This is a genomic window from Micromonospora sp. MH99, assembly GCF_021442385.1.
Classification (GTDB): domain Bacteria; phylum Actinomycetota; class Actinomycetes; order Mycobacteriales; family Micromonosporaceae; genus Micromonospora.
Window position 1 is genome coordinate 1 of the sequence record NZ_MUZA01000086.1, and the last position, 22935, is coordinate 22935.

Below are 22935 nucleotides of genomic sequence, written 5' to 3' on the forward strand. Positions count from 1 at the left end.
CGCGCCCCGCGCCTCGCGCCCGCGCCCGCGCCCCGCGCCTTGCGCCCGCGCACCGGTCCGCGCCGCGCACCGCGCCAGCAAGATCCGCGCAACTTCAGTGATGCTGCTGCATCACGACGGCCGGAGGCAGCAACATCACCGAAAGTGTGCGGATCTTGCGGGCCGGCTCCGTCATGATCGCGCTCGATCCTTGTTGTAGTGGTGTCCTCGGCGCGGGAGGCCACTACATCCTGGATCGAGCACGATCATGCCGGGCGGCGGCGGCGGCCGGGCGGCGGCGTGCGTCGGAGGGTGGGACGGGCGCCGGGTGCGGGTGGTCAGGGCGTGACGAGGCCGTGCTTGATCAGGCTGTCGGCGGTGTCGGTGATCGTCGTCTCCACCGGGGGGGCCATCCGAGGATCCGACGTGCCTTGTTGTTGCTGATCATCGGGATCTGTCCGCGTAGGGCGGCGGCGTCGCGCAGGGCCGGCTCGGTCTTCGCGGCCTCCCGGACCTCCTCGTCGCTCGGTTCCCGGGCCGGCACCCGGTCGGCCAGGCTGGGCAGGTGCCGCGCGAGCATCGCCGCCATGTCGAAGAAGGTAATCGCCGGGCCACCGACGCCGATGAACCGCTCACCGGCGGTCTCCCATCTCCTGGATGCTCAGGGGCGCTTCGGGGCCCGCCTTCGTCGCTGCCATGGATGAAGAGTCCCCAACCTCAAGCGCTTCAACTCGCATGATGTGACGCAGGACCGCCGAGGCCCGAGGGGCTACTCGTAGCCGACGTGGATGACCAACTGGCCGTTCCTGGGTTGTGCCACCACGTAGACGGACCCGGGGTCGAACAACTTCGGCGGCTCGGTCCGGTCCTCGGAGAGACCCATCTGCTCGGCCAGATCCTCCGGCGACTGTCCGGCCGCGGGCGTCACCGTGACCTGCCACCAGCACCCGCCGGAGGCGCACTCCTCGCTCTCGTCGACGACTGTCGCCCCGGCGGGCACGTCCGGGATGCGCCACTTCGGCGGCAACGATCCCTCGTCGCCGAACGCCCGCAGCGACGCGAACCACAGCCCCCACAGGCACGCCAGCAGGCCCACGACGCCGAACCCGGCCACGAGAAGCGGTCGGGCGCGTTGACGCGGCGGGGTCGGCGATGTCATCGCGCCAGGCTAGCGAGGCGTTGTGGAGTTCCCGTGAACGTCGGCCGGTGGAGGTCTCGGGGCCGAGTCGCCCACCGGGCACGGGCGCACGTCGCCGCACGTCGACCGCGCGGCCCGGTCTCCGCGACCGAGGCGCGACGTGCGTTGCAGGTGTTCCAGCGGCCGGTCGAGTCGGGCGACGTGCGCGGCCTGCTCGACGTCCTGGCGCCCGACGTCGTCCTGCTGGGCGACGGCGGCGGCATCAAGCAGGCGGCGCTGCGGCCGGTCGTCGGCGCCGACCGGGTGGCCCGTCTCCTGGCCTCCCGCAAGGTGGAGGTCGCCGCGCTGTCGTTGCATCCGGCCGAGGTCAACGGCTGGCCGGCGTTGATCGTCCGGTCCGGCGGCGCACTCGACACCGTCCCGACGGTGCGCGTCGTCGACGGTCTCGTCAGCGGTCTGTACGCCGTCCGCAGTCCCGAGAAGCTGTCGCACATGCGGCAGGCGACCCCGCTGCGCCGCTTATCGATGGCAGGGTCAGAACGGCGGCCTGGCCATCTCGCGGGGCCGGTGCCGGGAGTGCCGGGAGTCCGCGCCGGCGACGCCGAGCAGCACCAGGGTGGCGGCCGTGCCGGCGGTGAGCGGTCGCAGGGGAAGGGTCGCCGGCACCAGCAGGGCCAGGGCGAGCAGGCCGACGATCCGGGAGCGGGAGATCCGGGCGAACACCTGGTATTCCAGGGCCGACCTTCCGGCGAGGAAGAGCGCCGGACCACCGATGATGGGGATGAGCCAGGTCGCCGGGAGGGGCCCGAACGGTTCGGTGATGTAGAGCTCCATGCCCACGCCGGTCAGCACTATCCCGGCGATCATCGCCAGGTGGGCGAACGCCATGTCGGTGGCGAGTCGGGCGGGGTCGCCGGAGTTGCCGACGGCGGCGCCCAGCGTCCCGCCGGCCAGGTGGAAGTAGATCCGCCACAGCAGGACCGTCGTCGCCAGCGCGAGCACGAAGGCGGCCGTCTGCTCGGCGTGGAAGCCGCTGCCGCTGAACGCCAGCCCGATCACGAAGATGGCCTCGCCGAGCGCGATGAGCAGGAACTGCTGGTACCGCTCGGCCAGGTGCTCGGCCGCGATGCCCTGGACGCCGAGCCGTTGCGCCCCCAGGCGCGGCGTCGGCCACCCGAGGTACGACCCGGTGTAGTCCACCAGGACGGCGACCGCCCAGAGCCAACCACGGACGTCGCCGTCGTTCACCAGCCCACCGACGATCCAGAACGGCGCGCTCAGGCCGAACCAGAACATGATCCGGATCGACTGCTGCGGATCGGGACGGCCATGGCCGGCGATGTGGAAGTACACCACCCGTCCGACCTGGAGGGTCACCAGCGTGATGGCGAACAGGGAGGCCCGCGCGCCGAATCCGTCGGGCACGGCGACCGCCATCGTCATCGCGCCGCCATCGTGATGACGATGACGGTCTGGACGACCATCGCCTCCGGGTCGAGCCAACTGGTCGACCAGACCGTCAGCGTCCACACCGTCCACAGCGCCAGGAACAGCACCAGCGCCTGACCGAGGCCCGCGAACGCGCCCCGCTCGCCGTCGGTGAAGTCGTCGATCAGCCGCAGGGAGATCCGGGTGAGGGCGAAGACGAAGACGAGATCGAGGAACAGCTCCAGGAAGGTGGCCCGCTCCCGGGTGCCCGCGCCGCGCAGCAGCCCGCCATCGGGGATTTCCCTCACCCGCCGACCGCCTCGGTGGGCGGACGCCGTCGAACGACCACGTGCCCTCCCGTCGCGGTGACCTGACCACCTAACGAACCACCACCGGATACGGCAGCGAAGGGCTCGGAGCAGGCGATCAGTCACCAATCTGTCACGAGGCGGATGCGGACAGTGCGGATCGTTACGCTCGGCCGGTGTCCGTACCTGCCGAGGAGGCCATCGAACACGAGCGACGAATGCTCATCGTCGCCGCCGCCCGCGCGCTGGCCGAAGCCGAGGGCTGGGTGGGCCTGAGCGTCCGTCGGGTCGCCGAACGGGCCGAGATGGACCTCGGCGACCTGTACCGCCACTTCGCCGACCAGGAGGCGCTGCTGGCCGCGGTCGCGGTGCACGGCTTCGCCGATCTGGCCGCCACGCTGACCGCAGCGCACGCCGACAACCCGTACCCGGAACGGGCCTGGGCGGTGATGGCGAGCGCGTACCTCGACTTCGCGTACGCCAATCCGGCTGTCTACGACGCGATGCTCGCGCTGACCCCGGACCTCGCGCTCGGCGCGGCCGGTGTGCCGGCGGCGCCCCGGGCCGTGTCCGCCGCGCTGCGGGCGGCCCTGCTACCGCTGGCCCAGGGGCGTGATCCGGACACCCTGGCCGAGGTCGGCTGGAGCCTGCTGCACGGCCTCGTGATGCTCACCCGTGGTGGCCGGCTGCGCCCCGAGGCGCAGGAGGAGCGGGAGTCGATGATCGCGGAACGGCTGCTTCGGTGGCCGTGAGCGGCGGGCGGAAACTCGCTGGGTGCCCAGGGCGGGATGCCCTAAAGTTCGCGTCCGCACGAGCGTGATCGCGAGGAGGGGGCGGCATGACCGCGGACCAGGAGGCCCGCCGACGGGCACAGGTGCTGATCTTCGACGCGGACGACACGTTGTGGGAGAACAACGTCGTCTTCGAGCGGGTGATCGACGACTTCCTGGCCTGGCTCGACCACCCCACCCTGGACCGGGCCCAGACCCGGGCGATCCTCGACGACATCGAGCGGGCCAACGCGGTGGCGCACGGGTACGGCAGCAAGGTCTTCCTCCGTAGCCTCGCCGAGTGCCTGGAGCGGCTGCGCGAACGGCCGGCCACCGACGCCGAGCGCCAGGAGATCGACCGGCTGGCCCTGGCGCTTGTGGAGCACCGGGTGGAGCTGATGCCCGGTGTCGCCGAGGCGCTCGACGAGTTGGCCGGCCGGCACGAACTGCTGTTGCTGACCAAGGGCGAGCGGGAGGAGCAGCAGCGCAAGCTGGACGCCTGCGGGCTGCTGCACCACTTCGGGGCGGCGCACATCGTCGCCGAGAAGAACGTCGACACCTACCGGTGGCTCATCCGCGAGCACGGGTTCGAGCCGGCCGACGCGTGGATGATCGGTAACTCCCCGAAGTCCGACATCCTCCCGGCGCGGGCGGCCGGGCTGAACGCGGTCTTCATTCCGAACGAGAACACCTGGGTGTTGGAGGAGGACGAGCTGGACCCGACCGACGACGGCATCCTGCGGCTGGCCGCCTTCCGTGACCTGCTCCGGCACTTCTGACCGTCGAACCCGAACAGCGTCGAAGATCAGGGTCGCGTTACGCCCACATGCCGCTTTTTCCCCTTGAGATCAGTCACGTCGCGGACGGTCCCGCAACGCTTGTCCGCCCGTCGGGATCCGCCTAACCTGGGCCGGCGCTCACGGCCTTTCGGGGTGTGCCGGGGGCGCACGGGTGTCCGGCGGGTGGGCACCGTGGAGCTGAGTGCAGGGCGGCCGGAACCTCCCCGCCGGGCCGCGTGGCGTCGTGCCGCGCCCACGCGCGCGGTGGGTGCCGGACCTGTCCGCTCCCCGTCGGACGGCCGAGGGTCAGGACCGGGTAGTTGCGGACCCGGTCCTGACCCGGCCACTCCGATCGATGCCGGCCCGTCAGGCGCGGTGCCGGCCGTCGCCGCCGTGGTGGGCGTCCGGCTCGTCGGACCCGCCGCGCACGATCGAGATCGCCACCCGGCAGAACTCGTCCATGTCCGGGTTGAACCCGGCCGCGATGTCGGGATGCAACCCGGAGCGCGTCTCGTCCAACAGCCGCTGGCACACCTGCTCGACCGGCTCGCCGGCGTAGCCGGCGCGAACCCGGTCGGTGGCTGCCTGGAGAGCCGAGGTCAGCTGGTCCTCCAGCGGCCCGCGCAGCTTCTGCTGCACCGGATCGAGCCCGCGCGGGTCGAGCGTGACATGTGGCTCCGACATCGGTGCTCCCTTCGTCGGCGTCCGCGATACCCCACCGCGGCCGTCGGTCAAACGCCGGATGGTACGGCGGCGACCCGCACCTGGTACGAGAAGTCCTCCGCCGGCTCCTCGTGGTACGACAGGCGGCGGATCTGCCGGTCGTCGTCGTAGAGGGCGACGTCCACCAGGACGCCGAGGTGCGCCAGGCCGATGGTGGAGACCCGTTTCTTGTCCTGGAGCACCGCGCAGACGCCGCCGAGCAGGGTGCTGGCGTCGGATGTCCGGTGCCCGGGCGGGCAGCGCAGAACCAGGTCGACCTCGATCGGCCCGGGCAACGGCGTCCAGCCGGTGCGCTGGGCCGCGCCGAGGGCGGCCTGGAGCAGGGTGCGGACCCTCGTCGCCTGCCGATGCCCGGCGGCGAAGATGGACAACGCTTCGGTCTTGACCGGTGGCAGGCCGCTCACCTCGAACGTCAGGGCGAGAGCGCGGGTGTCCTGCACGACGGCACCTCCCTCATTGGGACGATCCTGCCGAACCGGTGCAGTGGCGGTGGGACGTTCCCGCGATAACCAACCGATCGGGCAGGCTGGGCCGGCCGGAGGCGTGTCGACGTCGGCGGCGAACGCGCTGGCTGCGGCGCTACGGAAACGCTAGTCGAAGCCGCCCGCGCTGGGTAGTCGGTCGTTCACCCGGTGGGGCGTGGCGAAAAGGCGCAGAACTCGTTGCCCTCGGGGTCGGCCAGCACCCACCAGTGCGCCTCGGTGATCGGCTCGCGCAACAGCGTCGCGCCCGCGTCGAGCAGAGCTGTCGGCTCCGGGCTGACCATCTCGACGTCCCAGTGCATCCGGTTCTTGACGGCCTTGGGCCCGGGCGCCGCGTTGAACACCCAGCGCTCCCATTCGAACCCGGCCGCGCCGACCACCGACGCGTTGCTCGATCCATGCTCGACCCTGCCGCCGAGCACACCGGCCCACCAGGTGGCCTGAGCGGCCGGGTCGACCGCGGCCACCACCAGCCCGACTGGACCCGGCCGGGCCCCGTCGCTGGCGGGGAGCACGCAGAACTGGTTGCCCTCCGGGTCGGCCAGCACCCGGCGGTCGGTGTCGCCGTCGGGCTCGCGCACCGACCGTGCGCCGGCCGCGAGCAGCGCCGCCGGGTCCGCGTCCGCCAGGCGCAGATCCAGGTGTACGCGGGTCGCGCCGGTCCGGGGCTCGGGCACCCGGTTCACCCAGATCGACTCGGCGGCCGAGCGTGCCGAGCGGGGATCGATCCGCGTGTCGCCGTCACCGGCGTCGGCCACGTCGGCGTCGAGCACCCGCCCCCAGAAGCCCGCCAGTGCGAGCGGGTCGGCGGCGTCCAGGCAGAGGTCCTTGAAGCGTGCGATCACGGTCCCAGCATGGCCGGTCCGGCGCGGTCGCGGGGGGCGGTGCGTGGCGTGTCGTACGCGGCGGTCCGCAAGATCCGCACAGTTTCGGTGATATTGCTGCCTCCGGCGGCCTTGAGGCAGCAACGACAGGGATGTTGTGCGGATCGTGCGGGGTGCTCGTCCTGCCCGTTGCGGGCAGGTTTCGTGACTTCGCAGGTGGGGCAGTGTAGCCGCTGGGACCATCCGGGCCTGGGCATTTCCGCAGCTCATCGGCCCGCAATGGCCTCGCCGTGCACCGGGGCACGGATGCCCCTCCCCGGTTTCTCGCCGAAGAGAGGGGGAGGGCGATGACAGACCCCGAAACGGCTCGACACCGGCGTCGGCCGGCTGCCCGGCTGGGCGCCGCAGCCGCCGCGCTGGCGCTGGTCGCGCCGCTGGCCGCGTGCGGCGCCGACGACGGTGGCGGCGGTACGCCGACGATCAACCTGTACTACCCGCCGGAGCAGAACCTGCAGAAGGTGGTCGACGACTGCAACGCGCAGGCCCAGGGACGATACAAGATCGTTTACCGGGTGCTGCCCCGCCAGGCCGACGACCAGCGGGTGCAGATGGTGCGCCGGCTGGCCGCCGAGGACACCGGGATGGACGTGCTCGGCCTGGACGTCACCTGGACCCAGGAGTTCGCCAGCGCCGACTGGATCCGCGAGTGGACCGGCCAGGACAAGTCCGACGTCGAGCAGGGCACCCTCGCCGGGCCGCTGGACACCGCCCGCTACGAGGACAAGCTCTACGCCGCGCCGAAGAACACCAACGTCCAACTGCTCTGGTACCGCAAGGACCTGGTGCCGCAGCCGCCGACCACCTGGGACCAGATGATCACGGCCGCGAAGCAGCTCAAGGAGCAGGGCAAGCCGTACCAGGTGCTCACCATGGGCGCGCAGTACGAGGGCCTGGTCGTCCTCTACAACACCCTGGCCGAGAGCGCCGGCGGGAAGGTCCTCTCCGACGACGGCAAGAAGGCCGTCATGGACGACGGCACGGTCCGGGCGCTGGAGCAGTTGCAGCGGTTCGCCACGTCGGGCGTGACGTCGCCGTCGTTCAGCAACGCCACCGAGGACCCCGTCCGGCTGGAGTTCCAGTCCGGCTCGGGCGCGTTCCAGGTGAACTGGCCGTTCGTCTACCCGGCGTTGCAGGAGGCCAACCCGGAGCTGGCCAAGCAGGTCGGCTGGGCGCGGGTGCCCGGCATCGACGAGAACACGCCCAGCAAGGTCACCATCGGCGGCGTGAACCTGGCGGTCAGCTCCTACTCCCGGCACCCGGAGCAGTCGTTCGAGGCGGCCCGGTGTCTGCGCAGCCCCGAGCACCAGAAGTTCTCCGCCATCAACGACGGCGTGCCACCGACCATCGAGGCGGTCTTCGACGAGCCGGAGATGACCGAGGCGTACCCCATGAAGGACACCATCCTCGAAGAGCTGAAGGACCCGGCGACGCGTCCGCTGACCCCGGCCTACCAGAGCATCTCGACGGTCATGTCGGCGATCCTGTCGCCACCGTCGGCGATCCGTCCGCAACAGACGGCCGATGAGCTGCGCGGCGCCATCGCCGACGCCCTCCAGTCCAAGGGGGTCCTGCCGTGAGTGTCAACGCCACGCCGGCCGGCGCGCAGGTGAGCGCCGAGGCGGAACGACCCACCACCACCGTGCCCACCCAGCGGGGCGGCCGCCGTAAGCCGCCGCTGAGTGAGAACAAGAGGGCCGAACGCCGGCTCGGTTGGCTGCTCTGCGCGCCCGCCGCGCTGGTGATGGTAGCGGTGACCGCGTACCCGATCATCTACTCGGTCTGGCTGTCGTTGCAGCGCTACGACCTGCGCTTTCCGGACCAACGCGAGTTCATCGGGCTGGAGAACTACGTCACAGTGCTCACCAACGAGTTCTGGTGGACGGCGTTCGGGGTGACCGCGCTGATCACCGTGGTCACCGTGGCCGTCGAGCTGGTGCTCGGCATGGGGCTGGCGCTGATCATGCACCGCACGCTTGTCGGGCGCGGCCTCGTCCGCACGTCGGCGCTCATCCCGTACGGCATCGTCACGGTGGTCGCCGCGTTCTCCTGGCGGTACGCCTGGACGCCCGGCACCGGCTACCTGGCCGACCTGTTCAGCGACGGTGCGCCGCTCACCGAGCGGGCCAGCTCGCTGGCGATCATCATGCTGGCGGAGATCTGGAAGACCACGCCGTTCATGGCGCTGCTGCTGATGGCGGGGCTGGCGCTGGTGCCGGAGGACCTGCTCAAGGCCGCCTCCACCGACGGGGCGACCTCCTGGCAGAAGTTCACCAAGGTGATGCTGCCGGTGATGAAGCCGGCGATCCTGGTGGCGCTGCTGTTCCGCACCCTGGACGCGTTCCGGGTCTTCGACAACATCTTCGTGTTGACCGCCGGAGGCAACGAGACCTCGTCGGTGTCGATGCTCGCCTACAACAACCTGATCCGGGGTCTCAACCTCGGCATCGGCTCGACGATGTCGGTGCTCATCTTCATCACCGTGGCGATCATCGCCTTCGTCTTCGTGAAGCTGTTCGGCACCGCTGCCCCCGGCAGCGACGACGGGGAGAGGCGCTGACATGGCTGTCGAAACCACCACCCGGGCGAAGGTGCGCTGGGGTCTGCTCGACGTCCTCGTGGTCGTCTTCGCGCTGGTCCCGGTGCTGTGGATCGCGTCGCTGTCGTTCAAGACGCCGGCCACCCTCACCGACGGGAACTTCATCCCCCGGGAGTGGACGCTGGACAACTACCGGACGATCTTCGACACCGACCAGTTCGTCCGCGCGCTGATCAACTCGATCGGCATCGCCCTGATCGCCACGCTCATCGCGGTGGTGCTCGGCGCGATGGCCGCGTACGCGATCAGCCGGCTGGACTTTCCCGGCAAGGGGTTGCTGGTCGGGGTCTCCCTGCTGATCGCGATGTTCCCGCAGGTGTCCCTCGTGTCACCGCTGTTCGAGATCGAGCGTCAGCTCAAGATCTTCGACACCTGGCCGGGGCTGATCCTGCCGTACATCACCTTCGCACTGCCGCTGGCGATCTACACGCTGTCGGCGTTCTTCAAGCAGATCCCCTGGGACCTGGAGAAGGCGGCGAAGATGGACGGCGCCACCCAGGCACAGGCGTTCCGGCGGGTGATCGCGCCGCTGGCCGCGCCCGGCCTGTTCACCACGGCGATCCTGGTCTTCATCTTCTGCTGGAACGACTTCCTGTTCGCCATCTCGCTGACCTCCACCGAGCGGTCCCGCACGGTGCCGGCCGCGCTGTCGTTCTTCACCGGCGCGTCGCAGTTCGAGGACCCCACCGGGGCGATCTGCGCCGCCGCCGTGGTGATCACCGTACCGATCATCCTGTTCGTCCTCTTCTTCCAGCGCCGCATCGTGTCCGGCCTGACCTCCGGCGCAGTCAAGGGATAGGTGAGTAGTCATGGCTGACATCGTGCTCGACAAGGTGAGCAAGAGTTTCCCGGACGGGACCGTCGCCGTGCAGGACGTCGACCTGGAGATCGCCGACGGCGAGTTCGTGATCCTGGTCGGTCCCTCGGGCTGCGGCAAGTCCACCACCCTCAACATGATCGCCGGCCTGGAGGACATCAGCTCCGGCGAGCTGCGCATCGGCGGCCAGCGGGTCAACGACAAGGCACCCCGGGACCGGGACATCGCCATGGTGTTCCAGTCCTACGCGCTGTACCCGAACATGACCGTGCGGGAGAACATGGCGTTCCCGCTGCGCCTGGCGAAGCTCGACAAGGAGACGATCAACGCCAAGGTCGACGAGGCGGCCAAGGTGCTGGAGCTGGTGCCGCTGCTGGACCGCAAGCCGGCCAACCTCTCCGGCGGTCAGCGTCAGCGGGTCGCGATGGGTCGGGCGATCGTCCGCCAGCCCAAGGCGTTCCTCATGGACGAACCGCTGTCCAACCTGGACGCGAAGCTGCGCGTGCAGATGCGCACTGTGGTGTCCCGGTTGCAGAAGCAGCTCGGCACCACCACCGTCTACGTCACCCACGACCAGACCGAGGCGATGACCCTCGGCGACCGGGTGGTCATCATGCGCGGTGGCGCGATCCAGCAGGTCGGGCCTCCGCAGGAGCTGTACGACCACCCCCGCAACCTCTTCGTGGCCGGCTTCATCGGCTCCCCGTCGATGAACTTCCTGCACGCCGCCGTGCAGGACGGCAGCCTGCACACCGCCCTGGGCGAGGTGCCGCTCGGCGACCGCGTCCGCCGCGAGCTGGAGGCGGCCGACGCGCCCCGCGAGCTGATCCTCGGCGTACGCCCCGAGCACTTCGAGGACGCCGAACTGGTCGACGAGGACACCCGCCGCCGGGGCCTGGAGTTCGAGGCGCCCGTGGAGATCGTCGAGTCGATGGGCTCGGACAAGTACGTCTACTTCACTGTCGAGGGGGAGCGGGCCAGCGCCGCCGAGCTGGAGGAGCTGGCCGCCGACGCGGGCGCCGGTGACTTCGCAGGCACCGGCGGCAACCTGGTCACCCGGTTGTCCGCTGAGTCGCCGGTCGCGGAGGGACAGTCCCGCCGGGTCTGGTTCAACCTGGAGAAGATCCACCTGTTCGACCCGACCAACGGCCGCAACCTCACCCTGCACGAGGGCAGGTCAGCCGGCGCCCTCGCCGACTGACACCCGCCCCTCGCGTACCCGTCCCGCCGATCTTGCGGCTTCTGTTGTCGACTGTGTCGCGACAGCAAGTGCAAGATCGGCGAGGTGGGGGGCACGCCTTGCGCTGCACCGCGTGGGTGGGCGTGGCAAGGTGGTCGCAGGTCGCATCGTGAGGCGGGGGGCGGGATGGACCGACGACTGACCGCACTGGCCAGGGCGCACGGCGTGTCCACCTGGTACGAGGACTGGCGGCACCGCCGCGTCGAGGTCGCACCGGAGACCGTCGTGGGCGTGCTCGGAATGCTCGGCGTGGACGCGACCAGCCCGGCCGCCGTTGCCGACGCCCTCGCCGCCGCCCGCGCGGTCGATCCGACCGCGTTGCCGCCGACTGTGGTGCTGACCCACGGCACGACCCGGGCGCTGCCCGGCCCGGGCGTGGTGACCCTGGAGGACGGCGGTCGCCGCGACGTCGACGGCGAGTTGCCGGGAGACCTGCCGCTGGGCTGGCACCGGTTGGGCTGCGCCGGCCGCGAGGTGACACTCGTGGTGGTGCCCCGCCGGCTGCCCGTGCCGCCACGCACCTGGGGTTGGATGCTCCAGCTGTACGCGCTCACCTCGGAACGCTCCTGGGGCATGGGCGACCTCGGCGACCTGGCCGAGTTCACCGGCTGGGCCGGCGCCACGGGCGCGGGGCTGGTGCTGCTCAACCCGCTGCACGCGGTGGGGCCCGCGCATCCGGTGGCCGCCTCGCCGTACTCGCCGGCCAGCCGTCGCTTCGTCAACCCGCTCTACCTGCGCGTGAGTGACACCGCTGCGTACGCCGCGGCAGACCCGGCGACCCGGGCGGTGGTGGACGCGCTGCGCCCGGACCGTGGCGACCTGATCGACTACGACGAGGTGTGGACCGCCAAGCGGCACGCCCTGGAGCTGCTGCACCCGTACGCCCGGCCGGTCGACCTGGCCGCGGACCCGGCGCTGGCCAGCTTCGCCACCTGGTGCGCGCTGGCGGAGCGGCACGGCAACGACTGGCGTGCCTGGCCGGCGGAGCTGCACCACCCGGACGCCCCGGCGGTCGCCGAGCAGCGTCGGCAGCTCGCCGACCGGGTGGCCTTCCACGCCTGGCTGCAACACCTGTGTGACGAGCAGCTCGACGCCGTCACCGCGGCGGCCCGCGCGGCCGGGATGCCGGTCGGTGTGGTGCACGACCTGGCCGTCGGCATCGACCCGGGCGGCGCGGACGGCTGGCAGCTCGCCGACGTCCTCGCCCAAGGGGTGCGGGTCGGCGCCCCACCTGACGACTTCAACCAGCTCGGCCAGGACTGGGGCCTCGCCGCCTGGCGGCCGGACCGGCTCGCCGAGACCGGGTACGCGGCGTACCGGGACATGCTGCGGCGGACCCTGCGGCACGCGGGCGGCCTGCGGGTCGACCACGTCGCGGGGCTGTGGCGGCTGTGGTGGGTGCCGCCGGGCGCCAGCGCCGCCGAGGGCACCTACGTCCGGTACGACGCCGAGGCGATGCTCGGCATCCTCGCGCTGGAGGCCCACCGGGCCGGCGCGGTGGTGGTCGGCGAGGATCTCGGCACGGTCCAACCCGCCGTGACCCGGGGGCTGCGGGGGCGCAACATGCTCGGTTCGACGGTGCTGTGGTTCGCCCGGGACGACGACGGCACCTTCGTCCCGCCGGCCCGGTGGCCGCGTAACGCGCTGGCCAGCATCTCCACCCACGACCTGCCCACCGCTGCGGGCTTCCTGACCGGCGAGCACGTCCGGGTCCGCGACGAGTTGAAGTTGCTCGGCACCGACGTGGCCGTCGAGCGGGCCCGGGCCGCCGCCGACCGCGAGCGGCTGCTGGCGATGCTGCGCGACGAGGCGCTGCTGCCCGAGCCGGCCGACCCCGGGGCGACGCCCGGCGGCGAGCCGGGCCCGTCCGACGACGACGTGGTCGTGGCGATGCACGCCGCGCTCGCGGCCAGCCCCACCCGGCTGCTCGGCGTCTCCCTCTACGACGTGCTGGGCGAGGTGCGCCAGCCCAACATGCCGGGCACCGTCGACGAGTACCCGAACTGGCGCCTGCCGCTGCCGGCGACCGTGGCGCAGATCCGCGACGACCTGCAGGTGACGCGCGTCGTCGACCTGCTCACCGCCGCGCGTCCCCGATCGTCCGCCCCGCGCCGGTCCGAGCCGAGCAGCCCTCAGGCCGACCAGTCGTAGCGGGCGGGCAGCCCGAGGTAGTCCGCGTACCGTCCCAGCGCCTGCTCCACCCGCGCTCGCTCGCCGGCGTCCAGCGCCGTCAGCGGCCGGATCGCCACCGTGACGGCGGCCCGGCCGAGCGTACGCTTCCAGACGCCCACCACCCGGCCGGCGCGGACCACCGTCGCCTGGAAGACGCCGTTGTTGCCGGGCACCACGGCCGGCTGGTGCGCGGGGTCGAGCATCAGCGTGCGGTCCCGGTAGCCGAGCAGGTACTCGTCGAAGCCGGGCAACGCCAGCACGTCATCCTGCGGCTCGCGCGCACCGGCCGACGCCGTGTCGCACAGCGCCGCGTCCACGTGCATCGGCTCGCCGTCGACGACCACGGTGCTCAGCAGTTCACCGGCGGCTGCCAGGCCGCGCCGCGCGTCGGTCAGGGTGAGGCCGCTCCAGCCGGCGAACTCGCGGGCCGTGACCGGCCCGTGCCCCCGGACGTAGCGGTGGGCGAGCACGGCCAACGCCTCGTCCCGATCCAGGTGGCGCTGCTCCGGCGCCCACTCGTCGAGCAGGGCGAAGGTCTGGTCGGCGCCGACGTTCGGCGCCACGCAGGTCACCCCGCGCACGCTCGCGTACCAGAGCAGGTGGTAGCCACGCTGGCCGTCCGTCGACAGGCCCGCAGCCCGGAGGGCCGCCAGGCACTCCGCCCGCGTGAGCCGGCGTCCGCCGACCAGCGCCGCGCCGAGCACGTCCAACGCCCGGCCCGCGTCGGCCTCGGTGAGCCCGAGTTGCGTTCGACGGGTCGCCGCGCCGGCCAGCGAGCGGACGCCGGTCAGCTCCAGCATCCAGCGGGTGTCGGTGGGGGGAACGAGGTGCACGGTGCCCCGCATCGGCCACGTGCGCAGAGCTTCACGGCGCTCCAGCGCCGCCTGCACATCGGATCTGGTCCACCCCGGCAACCGGACACCCAGCGACCACATCCCGCTCGCCACATCCTGCGCCTGCATCGCGCCGAACCACTCAACCACCTCGGCCGCAGTGCCGGGCCGGATGCTCGGGTGCGGTCGCAGCAGCAGGCTCGTCATCCGCAGGCCGAGGGCCTCGGACGCGGTGCGGTCCCTGGTCATCGGACTCCCTTCCCCGGGGGGTGGCTGCGTCAGGGTAGGGCACCCGACCGACAGTGGCCCGGCTGCATAACCGCCTGAGCAGCGGGAAGGCGGCGCACCGGAAGTACGCGAGCCGCGCGTACGAAGGGGGAGTCGCATGACTGCCGCAAGCGAGCCGGCGCGGGGCGCCGGCGTACCGGCCGGGTCTCGGAGCCACCGGGGGGATGCCAGCGCGAAGACCAGCGCGGCCGCCACCTTCGCGCTGGTCTTCGGCGTCGCCGGCCTGTTCAGCGTGTTGACCGCCATCCTCGCCTGGTTGGGGCTGGTGCTCGGCATCATCGGAATCATCCTCGGCATCGTCGGGCTCAAGATGGCGCAACGACCCGGGGTGACCGGCCGCGGGGTGTCGATCGGCGGGCTGGTGCTGAGCATCCTGGCGGTGCTGATCGGCCTCGGCCTCGCCGCGGGAATCACCACCTTCGTCAACAACGAGAACGCGGTGAACCGCCTCCAGACGCAGGTCGACAAGCTGCGCGACAAGCTCGACTGAGGCGGGCCGCCCGGATGGCGGAGCACGTCCGACGACGACAGGGGGCGGGTCACGACCCGGGCCCCAGTAGGGTGGGCGACGTGCTCCGCCAGGTCAACGCCATCCGCTACGTCACGCCGCTGCGCGAGGGTGGCTCGCTGCCGGGCGTCGTGGAGGCCGACGACCTCGGCACGTACGTGGCGAAGTTCTCCGGCGCCGGGCAGGGCCCCAAGGCGCTCATTGCCGAGGTGATCTGCGGTGAGCTGGCCCGCCGGCTGGAATTGCGGGTGCCACCGCTGGTGGTCCTCGACATCGACCCGGTGATCGGGCGGGCGGAGCCCGACCAGGAGGTGCAGGAGCTGCTGCGCAACAGCGGTGGCGCCAACCTGGGGATGGACTTCCTCCCGGGAGCGCTCGGCTTCGACCCGGTCGCACACCCGGTCGACGCCGTGCTGGCGTCCCGGGTGCTCTGGTTCGACGCGTACGTGGAGAACGTCGACCGGAGCTGGCGCAACCCGAACCTGCTGGTCTGGCACCGGGAGCTGTGGCTCATCGACCACGGCGCCGCGCTGTACTTCCACCACAACTGGCCGCGCGCCGACGCCGCCGTGCACCGGGCCTACCGCGCGGACGACCACGTCCTGGAGCCGTACGCGTCGCGAATGGCCGAGGCCGATGCCGAGCTGGCCCCCCGGGTCACCCCGGAACTGCTGCGGGAGGTGCTGGCGCTGGTGCCGGACCAGTGGCTGACCGCCGCCGACTTCGACTCGGCCGACGCGGCACGCGAGGCGTACGTGGCGCACCTGTCGCGGCGGGTCGCCCGGCCGGCGGACTGGCTACCGGCGGGGAGCGTGGCGTGAGGCATCCGTTCGAGTACGCCCTCATCCGGCTGGTGCCCCGCATCGAGCGCGGCGAGCAGATCAACGTCGGGGTGCTGCTCTACTGCCAGCAGCGTGACTTCCTGGCCGCGCGGACGCACCTGGACGCCGATCGGGTCCGCGCGCTGGCGCCCGATGTCGATCTGCCGGCCGTGGCGGCGGTGCTCGACTCCCTGGACCGGACCTGCTCCGGTGACGGGCCGGCGACCCGGATGCGGCTCGGTGAGCGGTTCCACTGGCTGGCCGCGCCCCGCAGCACGATGATCCAGGCGGGCCCGGTGCACACCGGCCTCACCGCTGACCCGGCCGACGAGCTGGATCGGCTGATGGCGGCGCTGGTCCGCTGAGCGCACGGGCCGCGAGGTCTCGGGACGTACCCCTGATCGCGCTGCGCCAGCGTCGTTGCCAGCGGAGCGCGATCCCCCGTTCAGGCGCCCGGTGCCTGGGGGGCGGCAGGATCGCGCCGGCACCGATGGCATCAGGATGGCCGCCCGCGCTCACGGCCGGGCCGGAACGACCGGGAACTTGCGGAAAACTTGAGCCCGGACGACCGGAAGGCGGTCACCGGCGTCGTTTGTCACCGCACCCGTCGGGTAGTCGCGGGAGCTGACCCGAGACGAGAAGGGGACAATCTGATGGCTGCCCAGACCAAGGTAGCGGTGATCTATTACAGCGCCACCGGCATCACCTACCAGATGGCGCAGGCCGCGTGCGAGGCCGCCGGGGAGGCCGGCGCCGACGTGCGCCTGCGCAAGGTGCGGGAGCTGGCGCCGGACGAGGCGATCCGCTCCAACTCCGGCTGGCAGGCGCACCACCTGGAGACCCAGGACGTGCCCGAGGCGATGATCGACGACCTGGCCTGGGCCGACGTGGTGATCCTCGGATCGCCCACCCGGTACGGCATGATCGCCGCCCAGCTGAAGCAGTTCATCGACACGACCGGTCCGCTGTGGGCGCAGGGCGCGTTGGCCAACAAGGTCTACGCGGGCTTTACCTCGACCGCGACCTCGCACGGCGGGCAGGAGACGACCCTCACCTCGCTCTTCAACGTCTTCTACCACTGGGGTGGTGTCGTGGTGCCCCCCGGCTACACCGACTCCAGCCAGTTCATCGCCGGCAACCCGTACGGCGCCTCGCACACCAGCAACAACGGGGAGATCGCCCCGGACGCGGTGGCGCTGGGCGCCTGCGCCCTCACCGCCCGCCGGGCGGTGCTGATCGGCACCGCGCTCAAGCAGGGCCTGGGCGGCTGACAGCTGGTGCGACCGGTGGCGCGGGCGGGGGCTCTCGGCCCGCCCGCACCACCTGTCGCACCAGCCCTACCCCACGATCGCGGTGGCTATGCCGAGCGGGCGCGGTCGGGTCGGCTACGCCTGGTGGGCCGGGCCGGTGGGCGATGCCTGCCGGACCGGGCGGGACGCCGGCAGCAGATCGGCCAGCAACTCGGTCAGCACGGTCAGCCCGTCCGGGCTGAGCACCGACTCCGGGTGGAACTGCACCCCGGCGAAACCCTGCCCGCGCAGGGCGTGCACGGACCCGTCGCGCGCGTCCCGGGCCAGCTCCACCGTCCCGTACGCGGTGTGCAGCAGGTCCACCTCGGCCCGGGCGGTGAACGAGGAGTAGAAGCCGACCCGGCGGGTCCTGCCGAACAGGGTGACCTCCCGTTGCAACCCCTGATAGGGCGCGTCCCGGCGGTGCAGGGGCAGCCCCAGCAGCCCGGCCAGCACCTGGTGCCCCAGGCAGACCGCGAGGGTGGGCCGGCCGGTCGCCAGCAGCCCGTCCAGCAGCTCCCGCAACGCGGTCATCTTCGGGTCGTCCGCGCTGCCCGGGTCGCCCGGCCCGGGCCCGGCCACCACCAGGTCGTACTCGTCGACCGGGCCGCCGGCGTGCCACGGCCGCAGCGTGACCGCGAGACCCAACGCGCCCAGCTGGTGCGCCAGCATGCCGGTGAAGGTGTCCTCGGCGTCCACGATCAGTGCCCGCCGACCGGCCAACCCGGGCAGCCCCGGCGCGTCCGGCGCCCGCTGGTCCAACCAGAACCGGGCCAGCGGCGTGTTCCGCGCGGCGAGCGCATCGCGTACCGCCGGGTCGTCGGCCAGCCGCACGACCGGCCCGCGGTCGCCGGCGGGCGCCGCCGGGCCGAGACCGAGCGCGGCCAGCACCCCGGCGGCCTTGGCGTGCGTCTCGGCCACCTCGCCGGCCGCCGTGGAGTGCCGGACCAGGGTGGCGCCGACCGGCACCCGCAGCTGGCCGGCGGGGGAGATCTCGGCGGTACGGATCAGGATCGGCGCGTCAAGCGTCTGCCGGCCGGCGTCGTCGTGCCCGAGCAGGGCCAGCACACCCGCGTAGTAGCCCCGGCCCCGGCGCTCGTGCCGGGCGATCACCCGGCAGGCGTTCTCCATCGGGCTGCCCGTCACGGTGGGCGCGAACATCGTCTCCCGCAGCACTTCCCGCACGTCGCGGGTGCCCCGCCCGGCGAGCAGGTACTCGGTGTGCGCCAGGTGGGACATCTCCTTGAGGTACGGGCCGATGACCTGGCCGCCGTGCTCGGCGACGGTCGCCATCATCTTCAGCTCCTCGTCGAGCACCATGTAGAGCTCCTCGACCTCCTTGGGGTCGGCGAGGAACCGCAGCAGGGCCTCCCGGTCCGGGGTGTCGCCGCTGGGCCGGAAGGTGCCGCTGATCGGGTTCATCATCACGAGCCCGTCGTCGACGCTGACGTGTCGTTCGGGGCTGGCGCCGACCAGGGTCCGCGTGTCGGTGTGCACCACGAACGTCCAGTAGGCGCCGCGCTCGGCGACCAGCAGCCGGCGCAGCGCGGCCAGCGCCGCCACCAGCGGGGCGCCCTGCACTGTGGCGTGCAGGGTGCGGTGGATGACGAAGTTCGCGCCCTCGCCGCGGCCGATCTCCTCGGTGAGCACCCGCTGCACGATCCCCGCGTACTCCTCGTCGCTGACGTCGAACGCGGCGTCGCGGGTGCGGACCGGCGGGTCGGGCAGTGCGGCCAGGGCCTCGGCCAGGGGGATCCGCAGGTGCTCGCGGACCTGGAGGCACTCCAGCGGGGCGTCGTCGTCGACGCAGGCGAAGCCGCGTTCGGCGATCTGCCGGAACGGCACCAGGGCCAGCGTCCGCGCCCCGGGCGTACCCGGCGACAGCGGGATGTCCGCCAGCCGGTCGACGGTGGCGACGACGCCGGTGAACAGTTCCAGCTCGTCGGAGCCCTCGCGGCGCAGCAACGCGAACGGGCCGGGGTCGTCGCCACGGGAGATGGCGGCGAGCAGGTCGGTCAGGTGGGTCAGGCTGGTCATCGTGGTCTCCGTGGGCCGGGCGCCGCCAGCGGTGGCGGCCATCCGGGCCGGGAGATCCGGCGGCCGCCTCGATGGCGGCCGCGTGGATGGAGCTACGCGCGGGGGGTGGCCGCCGGGTCGGCGGGCCACCAGGAGGTTGGGTGCGCGAGCATGCGGTCCACCTTACGCGGCCGCGGCCCGGCCCGGGACCCCTTCGGACGTACGGGTGTGCCCGACCGGACCTTCGTTCCCGCGCGGCCGGCACCGGGTAACTTGACCGGCGATGAACATTCTCGCGCTCGACCTGGGCACCTCCTCCGTACGCGGGCTGGTGCTGGACGGGGGAACCCAGCCGCTGCCCGGCGCCCTGGCCCGGCGGAAGGTCAACCTCGCCATCGGTGACGACGGCACCGGCACGCTCTCCGGCCCCGACTACCTCGCCTGTCTCATCGAGTGTCTGGACGAGCTGGCCGAGGCGGGGCACCTGCACGACGTCGGTCTGGTGGCGACCTCCGCGCAGTGGCACTCGGTGCTTCCGCTGGACCGCGACGGCACTCCGCTGGGCCCGGTCGTCACCTGGTTGGACACCCGGCCCGCGCCGGTCGGCGACACGTCCGGCCCGGCCGACCCGGACGGGTTCCACCAGCGCACCGGCTGCTGGTGGCACCGCTCCTACTGGTCCATGCGCCTGCCCTGGCTGCGGGAACAGTCGGGCTCGCCGATCGCACGGTTCGTCGGCCTGCCGGAGTACGTGCTGGGCGAGCTGCTGCAGGCGGCGCCCATGTCGGTCTCCCAGGCCTCCGGCACCGGCCTGCTGGACCTGAGCAGCCTGCGCTGGGACGAGGAGGCGTTGACGCTCGCCGGCGCGCGACCGCGCGACCTGCCGCCCCTGGGTGAGCTGGACTGGCACGGCCGGCTCCGGCCCGACCGCGCCCGCCGCTGGCCGCAGCTGGCCGAGGCCCGGTGGACGCCGCCGGTGGGTGACGGCGGCGCGTCGAACGTCGGCTCGGGCTGCGCCGACCCGAGCCGGGCCGCGGTCACGGTGGGCACCTCCGCGGCCGTACGCCTGATGCAGCGGATCCCGGCCGGTGAGCCCCTGCCGCGGCTGCCCGAACGACTCTGGCGCTACCGGGTCGACCACGACCACGTGGTGACCGGGGCGGCGTACTCCAGCGGTGGCAACCTGTTCGCCTGGGCGAACAGGGAGCTGCGACTGCCCTCCGGGGACGAGTTGGACGCGGCGCTGGCGTTGGTGCCGGCGGGCGGCGGCCGGCCGGCCGACCCCCGTTTCGGGGGCGACCGGCCGCCCGGGTTGGCGCCGGCGGGCTCGGGCGAGCTGCGCGGCCTGAGCTTCAGCACCACTGCGGTGGACATCCTGGCCGGGTTGATGCAGGGGCTGTGCGAGCTGGTCGCCGACGATCTCGCGGTGTTGGAGTCCACCGTCGACAAACCGGTCGGGGTGGTGCTGGGTGGCGGCGCGGTGGCCGCCTCGGTGTGGTGGCGGCAGGCGTTCGCCGCCGCGCTCGCGCCGCGTCCGGTGTCGCACCAACGGAACCCGGAGATCGGTGCCACCGGCGCCGCGTTGGTCGCGCTGGGCCGCTTTGGCGCGGCGGCCGAGCTCGCCGACATCGGCCGGACGGATGAGCTGGTCTTACCGACCACGACAGGACGGTCCCACCCGCAGTATCCTTCCTGAACTTTCGCCCTGCCCGGGCCGTTGACAGCGCTACCGAGCCTGGTTGGATGGACTGCGCTCCCCGGGTCGCGGTGGACGCGGCTGGAGGAGGAGGCAGGGTGGCGGCAGGTCCCGACCCGGCGACCGGCGGGGTGTCGAACCACCGCCGGCGACGCTTCGACGTCCGCGTCGTCCCGCATCGACGCCGCTCGCCGTTCCGGCTGCGGGACTGGCGGATGAGCACCAAGCTCGCCACCGTGCTGGTGGTGCCGTCGTTGGCGTTCCTGGTGCTCGCGGGGGTGCAGACCAGCACCCTGGTCGGCCGGACGACAGCGCTCAACGACTTCTCCCGGCAGGTCGCCATCGGCCGGGAGATCACCGCCGTGGTGCACCAGCTCCAACAGGAGCGGGACCGCTCGGCGGGTGAGCTGGGCGAGCTGCGCCGCGGTGGCGACCGGCAGGCCGCCGCGACCGCGCTGCGGCCGTTGCAGGCGTCCTCCGACCGGGCGATGGCCGACCTGAGTCGGGCGGCCAGGCCGCTGGCCGACGCCGACGCGTCCTGGCGAGTGGCTTTCTCCGAGGCGCAGGAGGCGTACGACCAGGTGATCGACATCCGTCCGGCGATCCCGCCGGCGGTCCTCAGCAACGACACCATCCTGAGCAACTACCACCGGGCCGTGGGCGCGCTGCTGGATCTGCTCGCCGAGCCGACCCCGGGTCAGGACCGGGCGGCGCTGAGCGACGCGGTGCTGCGCTACGTGCAGCTGGCCCGGGTCAAGGAGCTCTCCTCGCGCGTCCGCGCCCAGCTCTACGCCGCCGCCCGCGCCGGCCGGTACGGCACGGAGGACCGGGTGGCCCTCACCGACCTGCGGGCCCAGCAGTTGACCGCCCTCGGCGCGTTCCGGGTGGCCGCCACCACGGACCAGATCCGCCGGTACGACGAGACCTCGGTGAACCCGCTGTTCCTGGTCGCCACCCAGCTGGAGGAGCGCAGCCTGCCGGCCGGGAACGCCGCGTCCGAGGTGCTGCCGTCCGAGCAGTGGTGGTCGGCCAGCCAACAGCGTCAGGAGCTGCTGCGCCAGGTCGAGGCGGGGGTGCTGGACGACGCGGTGCGCCAGGCCGACGACGCCAGCAGCGGCCAGTTGCGAGCCACCCTGCTGGTGGTCGGCGGTGTCGTCGCCGTCCTGCTGGTCGCCCTGCTGATCTCGTTGCTGGTGGGGCGGTCGGTCGCCCGGTCGATGCGGCTGCTGCGCAGCCAGGCGCTGCGGATCGCGCAGGTCGAGCTGCCGGACGCGCTGGATCGGCTGCGGACCGTCACCGGCGGGGTGCCGAGCATCGAGGTCGCGCCGGCGGTGGTCCGTTCACTCGACGAGATCGGTGAGCTGGCGGAGGCGTTCGTCGCGGTGCACCGCAGCGCGGTGACCGTCGCCGTCGAGCAGGCGTCGATGCGGCGCAACGTCAACGCGATGTTCGTCAACCTGGCCCGCCGCAGCCAGGTGCTGGTGGAGCGCCAACTGGAGCTGCTCGACGACCTCGAGCGCGAGGAGAGCGACCCGGACCAGCTCGACAACCTGTTCAAGCTCGACCACCTGGCCGCCCGGATGCGCCGTAACGACGAGAGCCTGCTCGTGCTCGCCGGTACGGATTCCACCCGGCGGTGGAACCGTCCGGTGGGTCTCGGCACCGTGCTGCTGGCCGCCGCCGCCGAGATCGAGCAGTACCAGCGGGTCCGGCTGGATTCGGTGGGCGAGGTCAACGTGGTGGGGCACGCGGTCGGGGAACTGGTGCACATGCTGGCCGAGCTGTTGGAGAACGCGACCGCGTTCTCCCGTCCGGACACTGTCGTGCTGGTGACCGCCCGGGTCCAGGCTTCGGGAGCGTTGATCGAGATCGTGGACGACGGCCTGGGCATGAGCCCGGCCGCGCTGGCCGAGGCGAACGCGGTGCTGGCCACTCCGCCGGCCGCGGACGTCGCGGCTGTCGAGCGGATGGGCCTGTTCGTGGTCAGCCACCTGGCGAGCCGCCTCGGCGTGCGGGTGCAGCTCGACGCGGGCCAGAGCGGCCTGGTCGCGCGGCTGGTGCTGCCGGGCGCCCTGCTGGCTCCGGCCGGTTCGGTGGAGCTGGATCCGCCGGCGCCGGCGCGGATGCTGGCGGCGAGTGCGGCGCGGGGCGCCGCCGCGCAGCGGCTG

General features: G+C 72.5%; 20 protein-coding genes and 1 pseudogene. 13 read left to right on the forward strand and 8 right to left on the reverse strand.

Going from position 1 to position 22935, the window contains the following annotated elements; translation table 11 throughout:
- Positions 1 to 343: 343 nt before the first annotated feature.
- From B0E54_RS28800 to B0E54_RS28810, 3 genes and pseudogenes are all read right to left on the reverse strand, one after another.
- Positions 344 to 568, reverse strand: coding sequence for a hypothetical protein (locus B0E54_RS28800; RefSeq protein ID WP_234589800.1), 225 nt, complete (start codon positions 566 to 568; stop codon positions 344 to 346).
- Between the two features lie 180 nt (positions 569 to 748).
- Entirely contained in the window at positions 749 to 1138 is a 390-nt protein-coding gene (locus tag B0E54_RS28805) for a hypothetical protein (protein WP_234589813.1), read from the reverse strand.
- 513 nt (positions 1139 to 1651) lie between these two features.
- Positions 1652 to 2979, reverse strand: a pseudogene (locus tag B0E54_RS28810) (low temperature requirement protein A).
- 50 nt (positions 2980 to 3029) lie between these two features.
- On the opposite strand from B0E54_RS28810, the gene B0E54_RS28820 reads away from it, so the two are divergent.
- Together B0E54_RS28820 and B0E54_RS28825 are read left to right on the forward strand one after the other, a co-directional pair.
- On the forward strand, positions 3030 to 3605 hold the full coding sequence (locus B0E54_RS28820) for a TetR/AcrR family transcriptional regulator (RefSeq protein WP_234589820.1): 576 nt from the start codon (positions 3030 to 3032) through the stop codon (positions 3603 to 3605).
- A gap of 86 nt (positions 3606 to 3691) precedes the next feature.
- Entirely contained in the window at positions 3692 to 4402 is a 711-nt protein-coding gene (locus tag B0E54_RS28825; protein ID WP_234589833.1) for an HAD family hydrolase, read from the forward strand.
- A 366-nt stretch (positions 4403 to 4768) separates the two neighbouring features.
- On the opposite strand, the gene B0E54_RS28830 is transcribed toward B0E54_RS28825, so the two are convergent.
- The 3 genes from B0E54_RS28830 to B0E54_RS28840 all read right to left on the reverse strand — a co-directional run bounded on the left by B0E54_RS28830 (position 4769) and on the right by B0E54_RS28840 (position 6452).
- On the reverse strand, positions 4769 to 5086 hold the full coding sequence (locus tag B0E54_RS28830; protein WP_234589836.1) for a hypothetical protein: 318 nt from the start codon (positions 5084 to 5086) through the stop codon (positions 4769 to 4771).
- A gap of 47 nt (positions 5087 to 5133) precedes the next feature.
- Positions 5134 to 5565, reverse strand: coding sequence for a hypothetical protein (locus B0E54_RS28835; RefSeq protein ID WP_234589839.1), 432 nt, complete (start codon positions 5563 to 5565; stop codon positions 5134 to 5136).
- Positions 5566 to 5750: 185 nt separating this feature from the next.
- Complete coding sequence (locus B0E54_RS28840; protein WP_234589852.1) at positions 5751 to 6452, reverse strand: VOC family protein; 702 nt, start codon at positions 6450 to 6452, stop codon at positions 5751 to 5753.
- A 326-nt stretch (positions 6453 to 6778) separates the two neighbouring features.
- Here B0E54_RS28840 and B0E54_RS28845 point away from each other — a divergent pair, with 326 nt between their 5' ends.
- From B0E54_RS28845 to malQ, 5 genes are all read left to right on the forward strand, one after another.
- A complete protein-coding gene (locus B0E54_RS28845; protein ID WP_234589854.1) occupies positions 6779 to 8068 on the forward strand; it encodes an ABC transporter substrate-binding protein in 1290 nt (429 codons plus the stop codon).
- On the forward strand, positions 8065 to 9048 hold the full coding sequence (locus B0E54_RS28850) for a sugar ABC transporter permease (protein WP_308195419.1): 984 nt from the start codon (positions 8065 to 8067) through the stop codon (positions 9046 to 9048). The genes B0E54_RS28845 and B0E54_RS28850 overlap by 4 nt, the downstream gene beginning before the upstream one ends.
- A 1-nt stretch (position 9049) precedes the next feature.
- Positions 9050 to 9886: a carbohydrate ABC transporter permease gene (locus tag B0E54_RS28855; protein ID WP_234589857.1), complete on the forward strand. Its 837-nt coding sequence runs from the start codon at positions 9050 to 9052 to the stop codon at positions 9884 to 9886.
- Between the two features lie 10 nt (positions 9887 to 9896).
- Positions 9897 to 11105: an ABC transporter ATP-binding protein gene (locus B0E54_RS28860; protein ID WP_234589859.1), complete on the forward strand. Its 1209-nt coding sequence runs from the start codon at positions 9897 to 9899 to the stop codon at positions 11103 to 11105.
- A 165-nt stretch (positions 11106 to 11270) separates the two neighbouring features.
- Positions 11271 to 13295 carry a 4-alpha-glucanotransferase gene (gene malQ / locus B0E54_RS28865; RefSeq protein ID WP_234589861.1) on the forward strand — a complete coding sequence of 675 codons (2025 nt, stop codon included), beginning with the start codon at positions 11271 to 11273 and terminating at the stop codon, positions 13293 to 13295.
- Here the strand turns inward: malQ and B0E54_RS28870 are convergent.
- A complete protein-coding gene (locus B0E54_RS28870) occupies positions 13277 to 14398 on the reverse strand; it encodes a winged helix DNA-binding domain-containing protein (protein ID WP_234589863.1) in 1122 nt (373 codons plus the stop codon). The genes malQ and B0E54_RS28870 overlap by 19 nt on opposite strands.
- 136 nt (positions 14399 to 14534) lie before the next feature.
- Between B0E54_RS28870 and B0E54_RS28875 the strand changes: the two genes are divergently transcribed.
- The 4 genes from B0E54_RS28875 (at position 14535) to wrbA (ending at position 17037) form a co-directional block, all read left to right on the forward strand.
- Positions 14535 to 14927: a hypothetical protein gene (locus tag B0E54_RS28875; protein ID WP_234589865.1), complete on the forward strand. Its 393-nt coding sequence runs from the start codon at positions 14535 to 14537 to the stop codon at positions 14925 to 14927.
- Positions 14928 to 15007: 80 nt separating this feature from the next.
- On the forward strand, positions 15008 to 15766 hold the full coding sequence (locus B0E54_RS28880) for a HipA family kinase (protein ID WP_234589868.1): 759 nt from the start codon (positions 15008 to 15010) through the stop codon (positions 15764 to 15766).
- Positions 15763 to 16131 (forward strand): DUF3037 domain-containing protein, encoded by a 369-nt coding sequence (locus tag B0E54_RS28885; protein ID WP_234589880.1) that lies wholly within the window; start codon positions 15763 to 15765, stop codon positions 16129 to 16131. The genes B0E54_RS28880 and B0E54_RS28885 overlap by 4 nt, the downstream gene beginning before the upstream one ends.
- Positions 16132 to 16419: 288 nt before the next feature.
- Positions 16420 to 17037, forward strand: coding sequence for an NAD(P)H:quinone oxidoreductase (wrbA, locus tag B0E54_RS28890; protein WP_234589883.1), 618 nt, complete (start codon positions 16420 to 16422; stop codon positions 17035 to 17037).
- A 114-nt stretch (positions 17038 to 17151) separates the two neighbouring features.
- Here wrbA and B0E54_RS28895 read toward each other — a convergent pair whose 3' ends face one another.
- Entirely contained in the window at positions 17152 to 19083 is a 1932-nt protein-coding gene (locus tag B0E54_RS28895) for an anthranilate synthase family protein (protein WP_234589903.1), read from the reverse strand.
- Positions 19084 to 19354: 271 nt separating this feature from the next.
- On the opposite strand from B0E54_RS28895, the gene B0E54_RS28900 reads away from it, so the two are divergent.
- Positions 19355 to 20767, forward strand: coding sequence for an FGGY family carbohydrate kinase (locus B0E54_RS28900; RefSeq protein WP_234589885.1), 1413 nt, complete (start codon positions 19355 to 19357; stop codon positions 20765 to 20767).
- A 98-nt stretch (positions 20768 to 20865) separates the two neighbouring features.
- Positions 20866 to 22935, forward strand: a 2070-nt coding sequence (locus tag B0E54_RS28905; protein ID WP_234589888.1) for a nitrate- and nitrite sensing domain-containing protein, incomplete at its 3' end; no start/stop codon positions are given.

Coding starts and splice junctions, on each gene's coding strand:
- B0E54_RS28845 (WP_234589854.1), top strand. CDS start 6,779: ATGACAGACCCCGAAACGGCTCGACACCGGCGTCGGCCGGCTGCCCGG.
- B0E54_RS28800 (WP_234589800.1), bottom strand. CDS start 568: ATGGCGGCGATGCTCGCGCGGCACCTGCCCAGCCTGGCCGACCGGGTG.
- malQ (WP_234589861.1), top strand. CDS start 11,271: ATGGACCGACGACTGACCGCACTGGCCAGGGCGCACGGCGTGTCCACC.
- B0E54_RS28805 (WP_234589813.1), bottom strand. CDS start 1,138: ATGACATCGCCGACCCCGCCGCGTCAACGCGCCCGACCGCTTCTCGTG.
- B0E54_RS28900 (WP_234589885.1), top strand. CDS start 19,355: ATGAACATTCTCGCGCTCGACCTGGGCACCTCCTCCGTACGCGGGCTG.
- B0E54_RS28825 (WP_234589833.1), top strand. CDS start 3,692: ATGACCGCGGACCAGGAGGCCCGCCGACGGGCACAGGTGCTGATCTTC.
- B0E54_RS28875 (WP_234589865.1), top strand. CDS start 14,535: ATGACTGCCGCAAGCGAGCCGGCGCGGGGCGCCGGCGTACCGGCCGGG.
- B0E54_RS28855 (WP_234589857.1), top strand. CDS start 9,050: ATGGCTGTCGAAACCACCACCCGGGCGAAGGTGCGCTGGGGTCTGCTC.
- wrbA (WP_234589883.1), top strand. CDS start 16,420: ATGGCTGCCCAGACCAAGGTAGCGGTGATCTATTACAGCGCCACCGGC.
- B0E54_RS28830 (WP_234589836.1), bottom strand. CDS start 5,086: ATGTCGGAGCCACATGTCACGCTCGACCCGCGCGGGCTCGATCCGGTG.
- B0E54_RS28870 (WP_234589863.1), bottom strand. CDS start 14,398: ATGACCAGGGACCGCACCGCGTCCGAGGCCCTCGGCCTGCGGATGACG.
- B0E54_RS28860 (WP_234589859.1), top strand. CDS start 9,897: ATGGCTGACATCGTGCTCGACAAGGTGAGCAAGAGTTTCCCGGACGGG.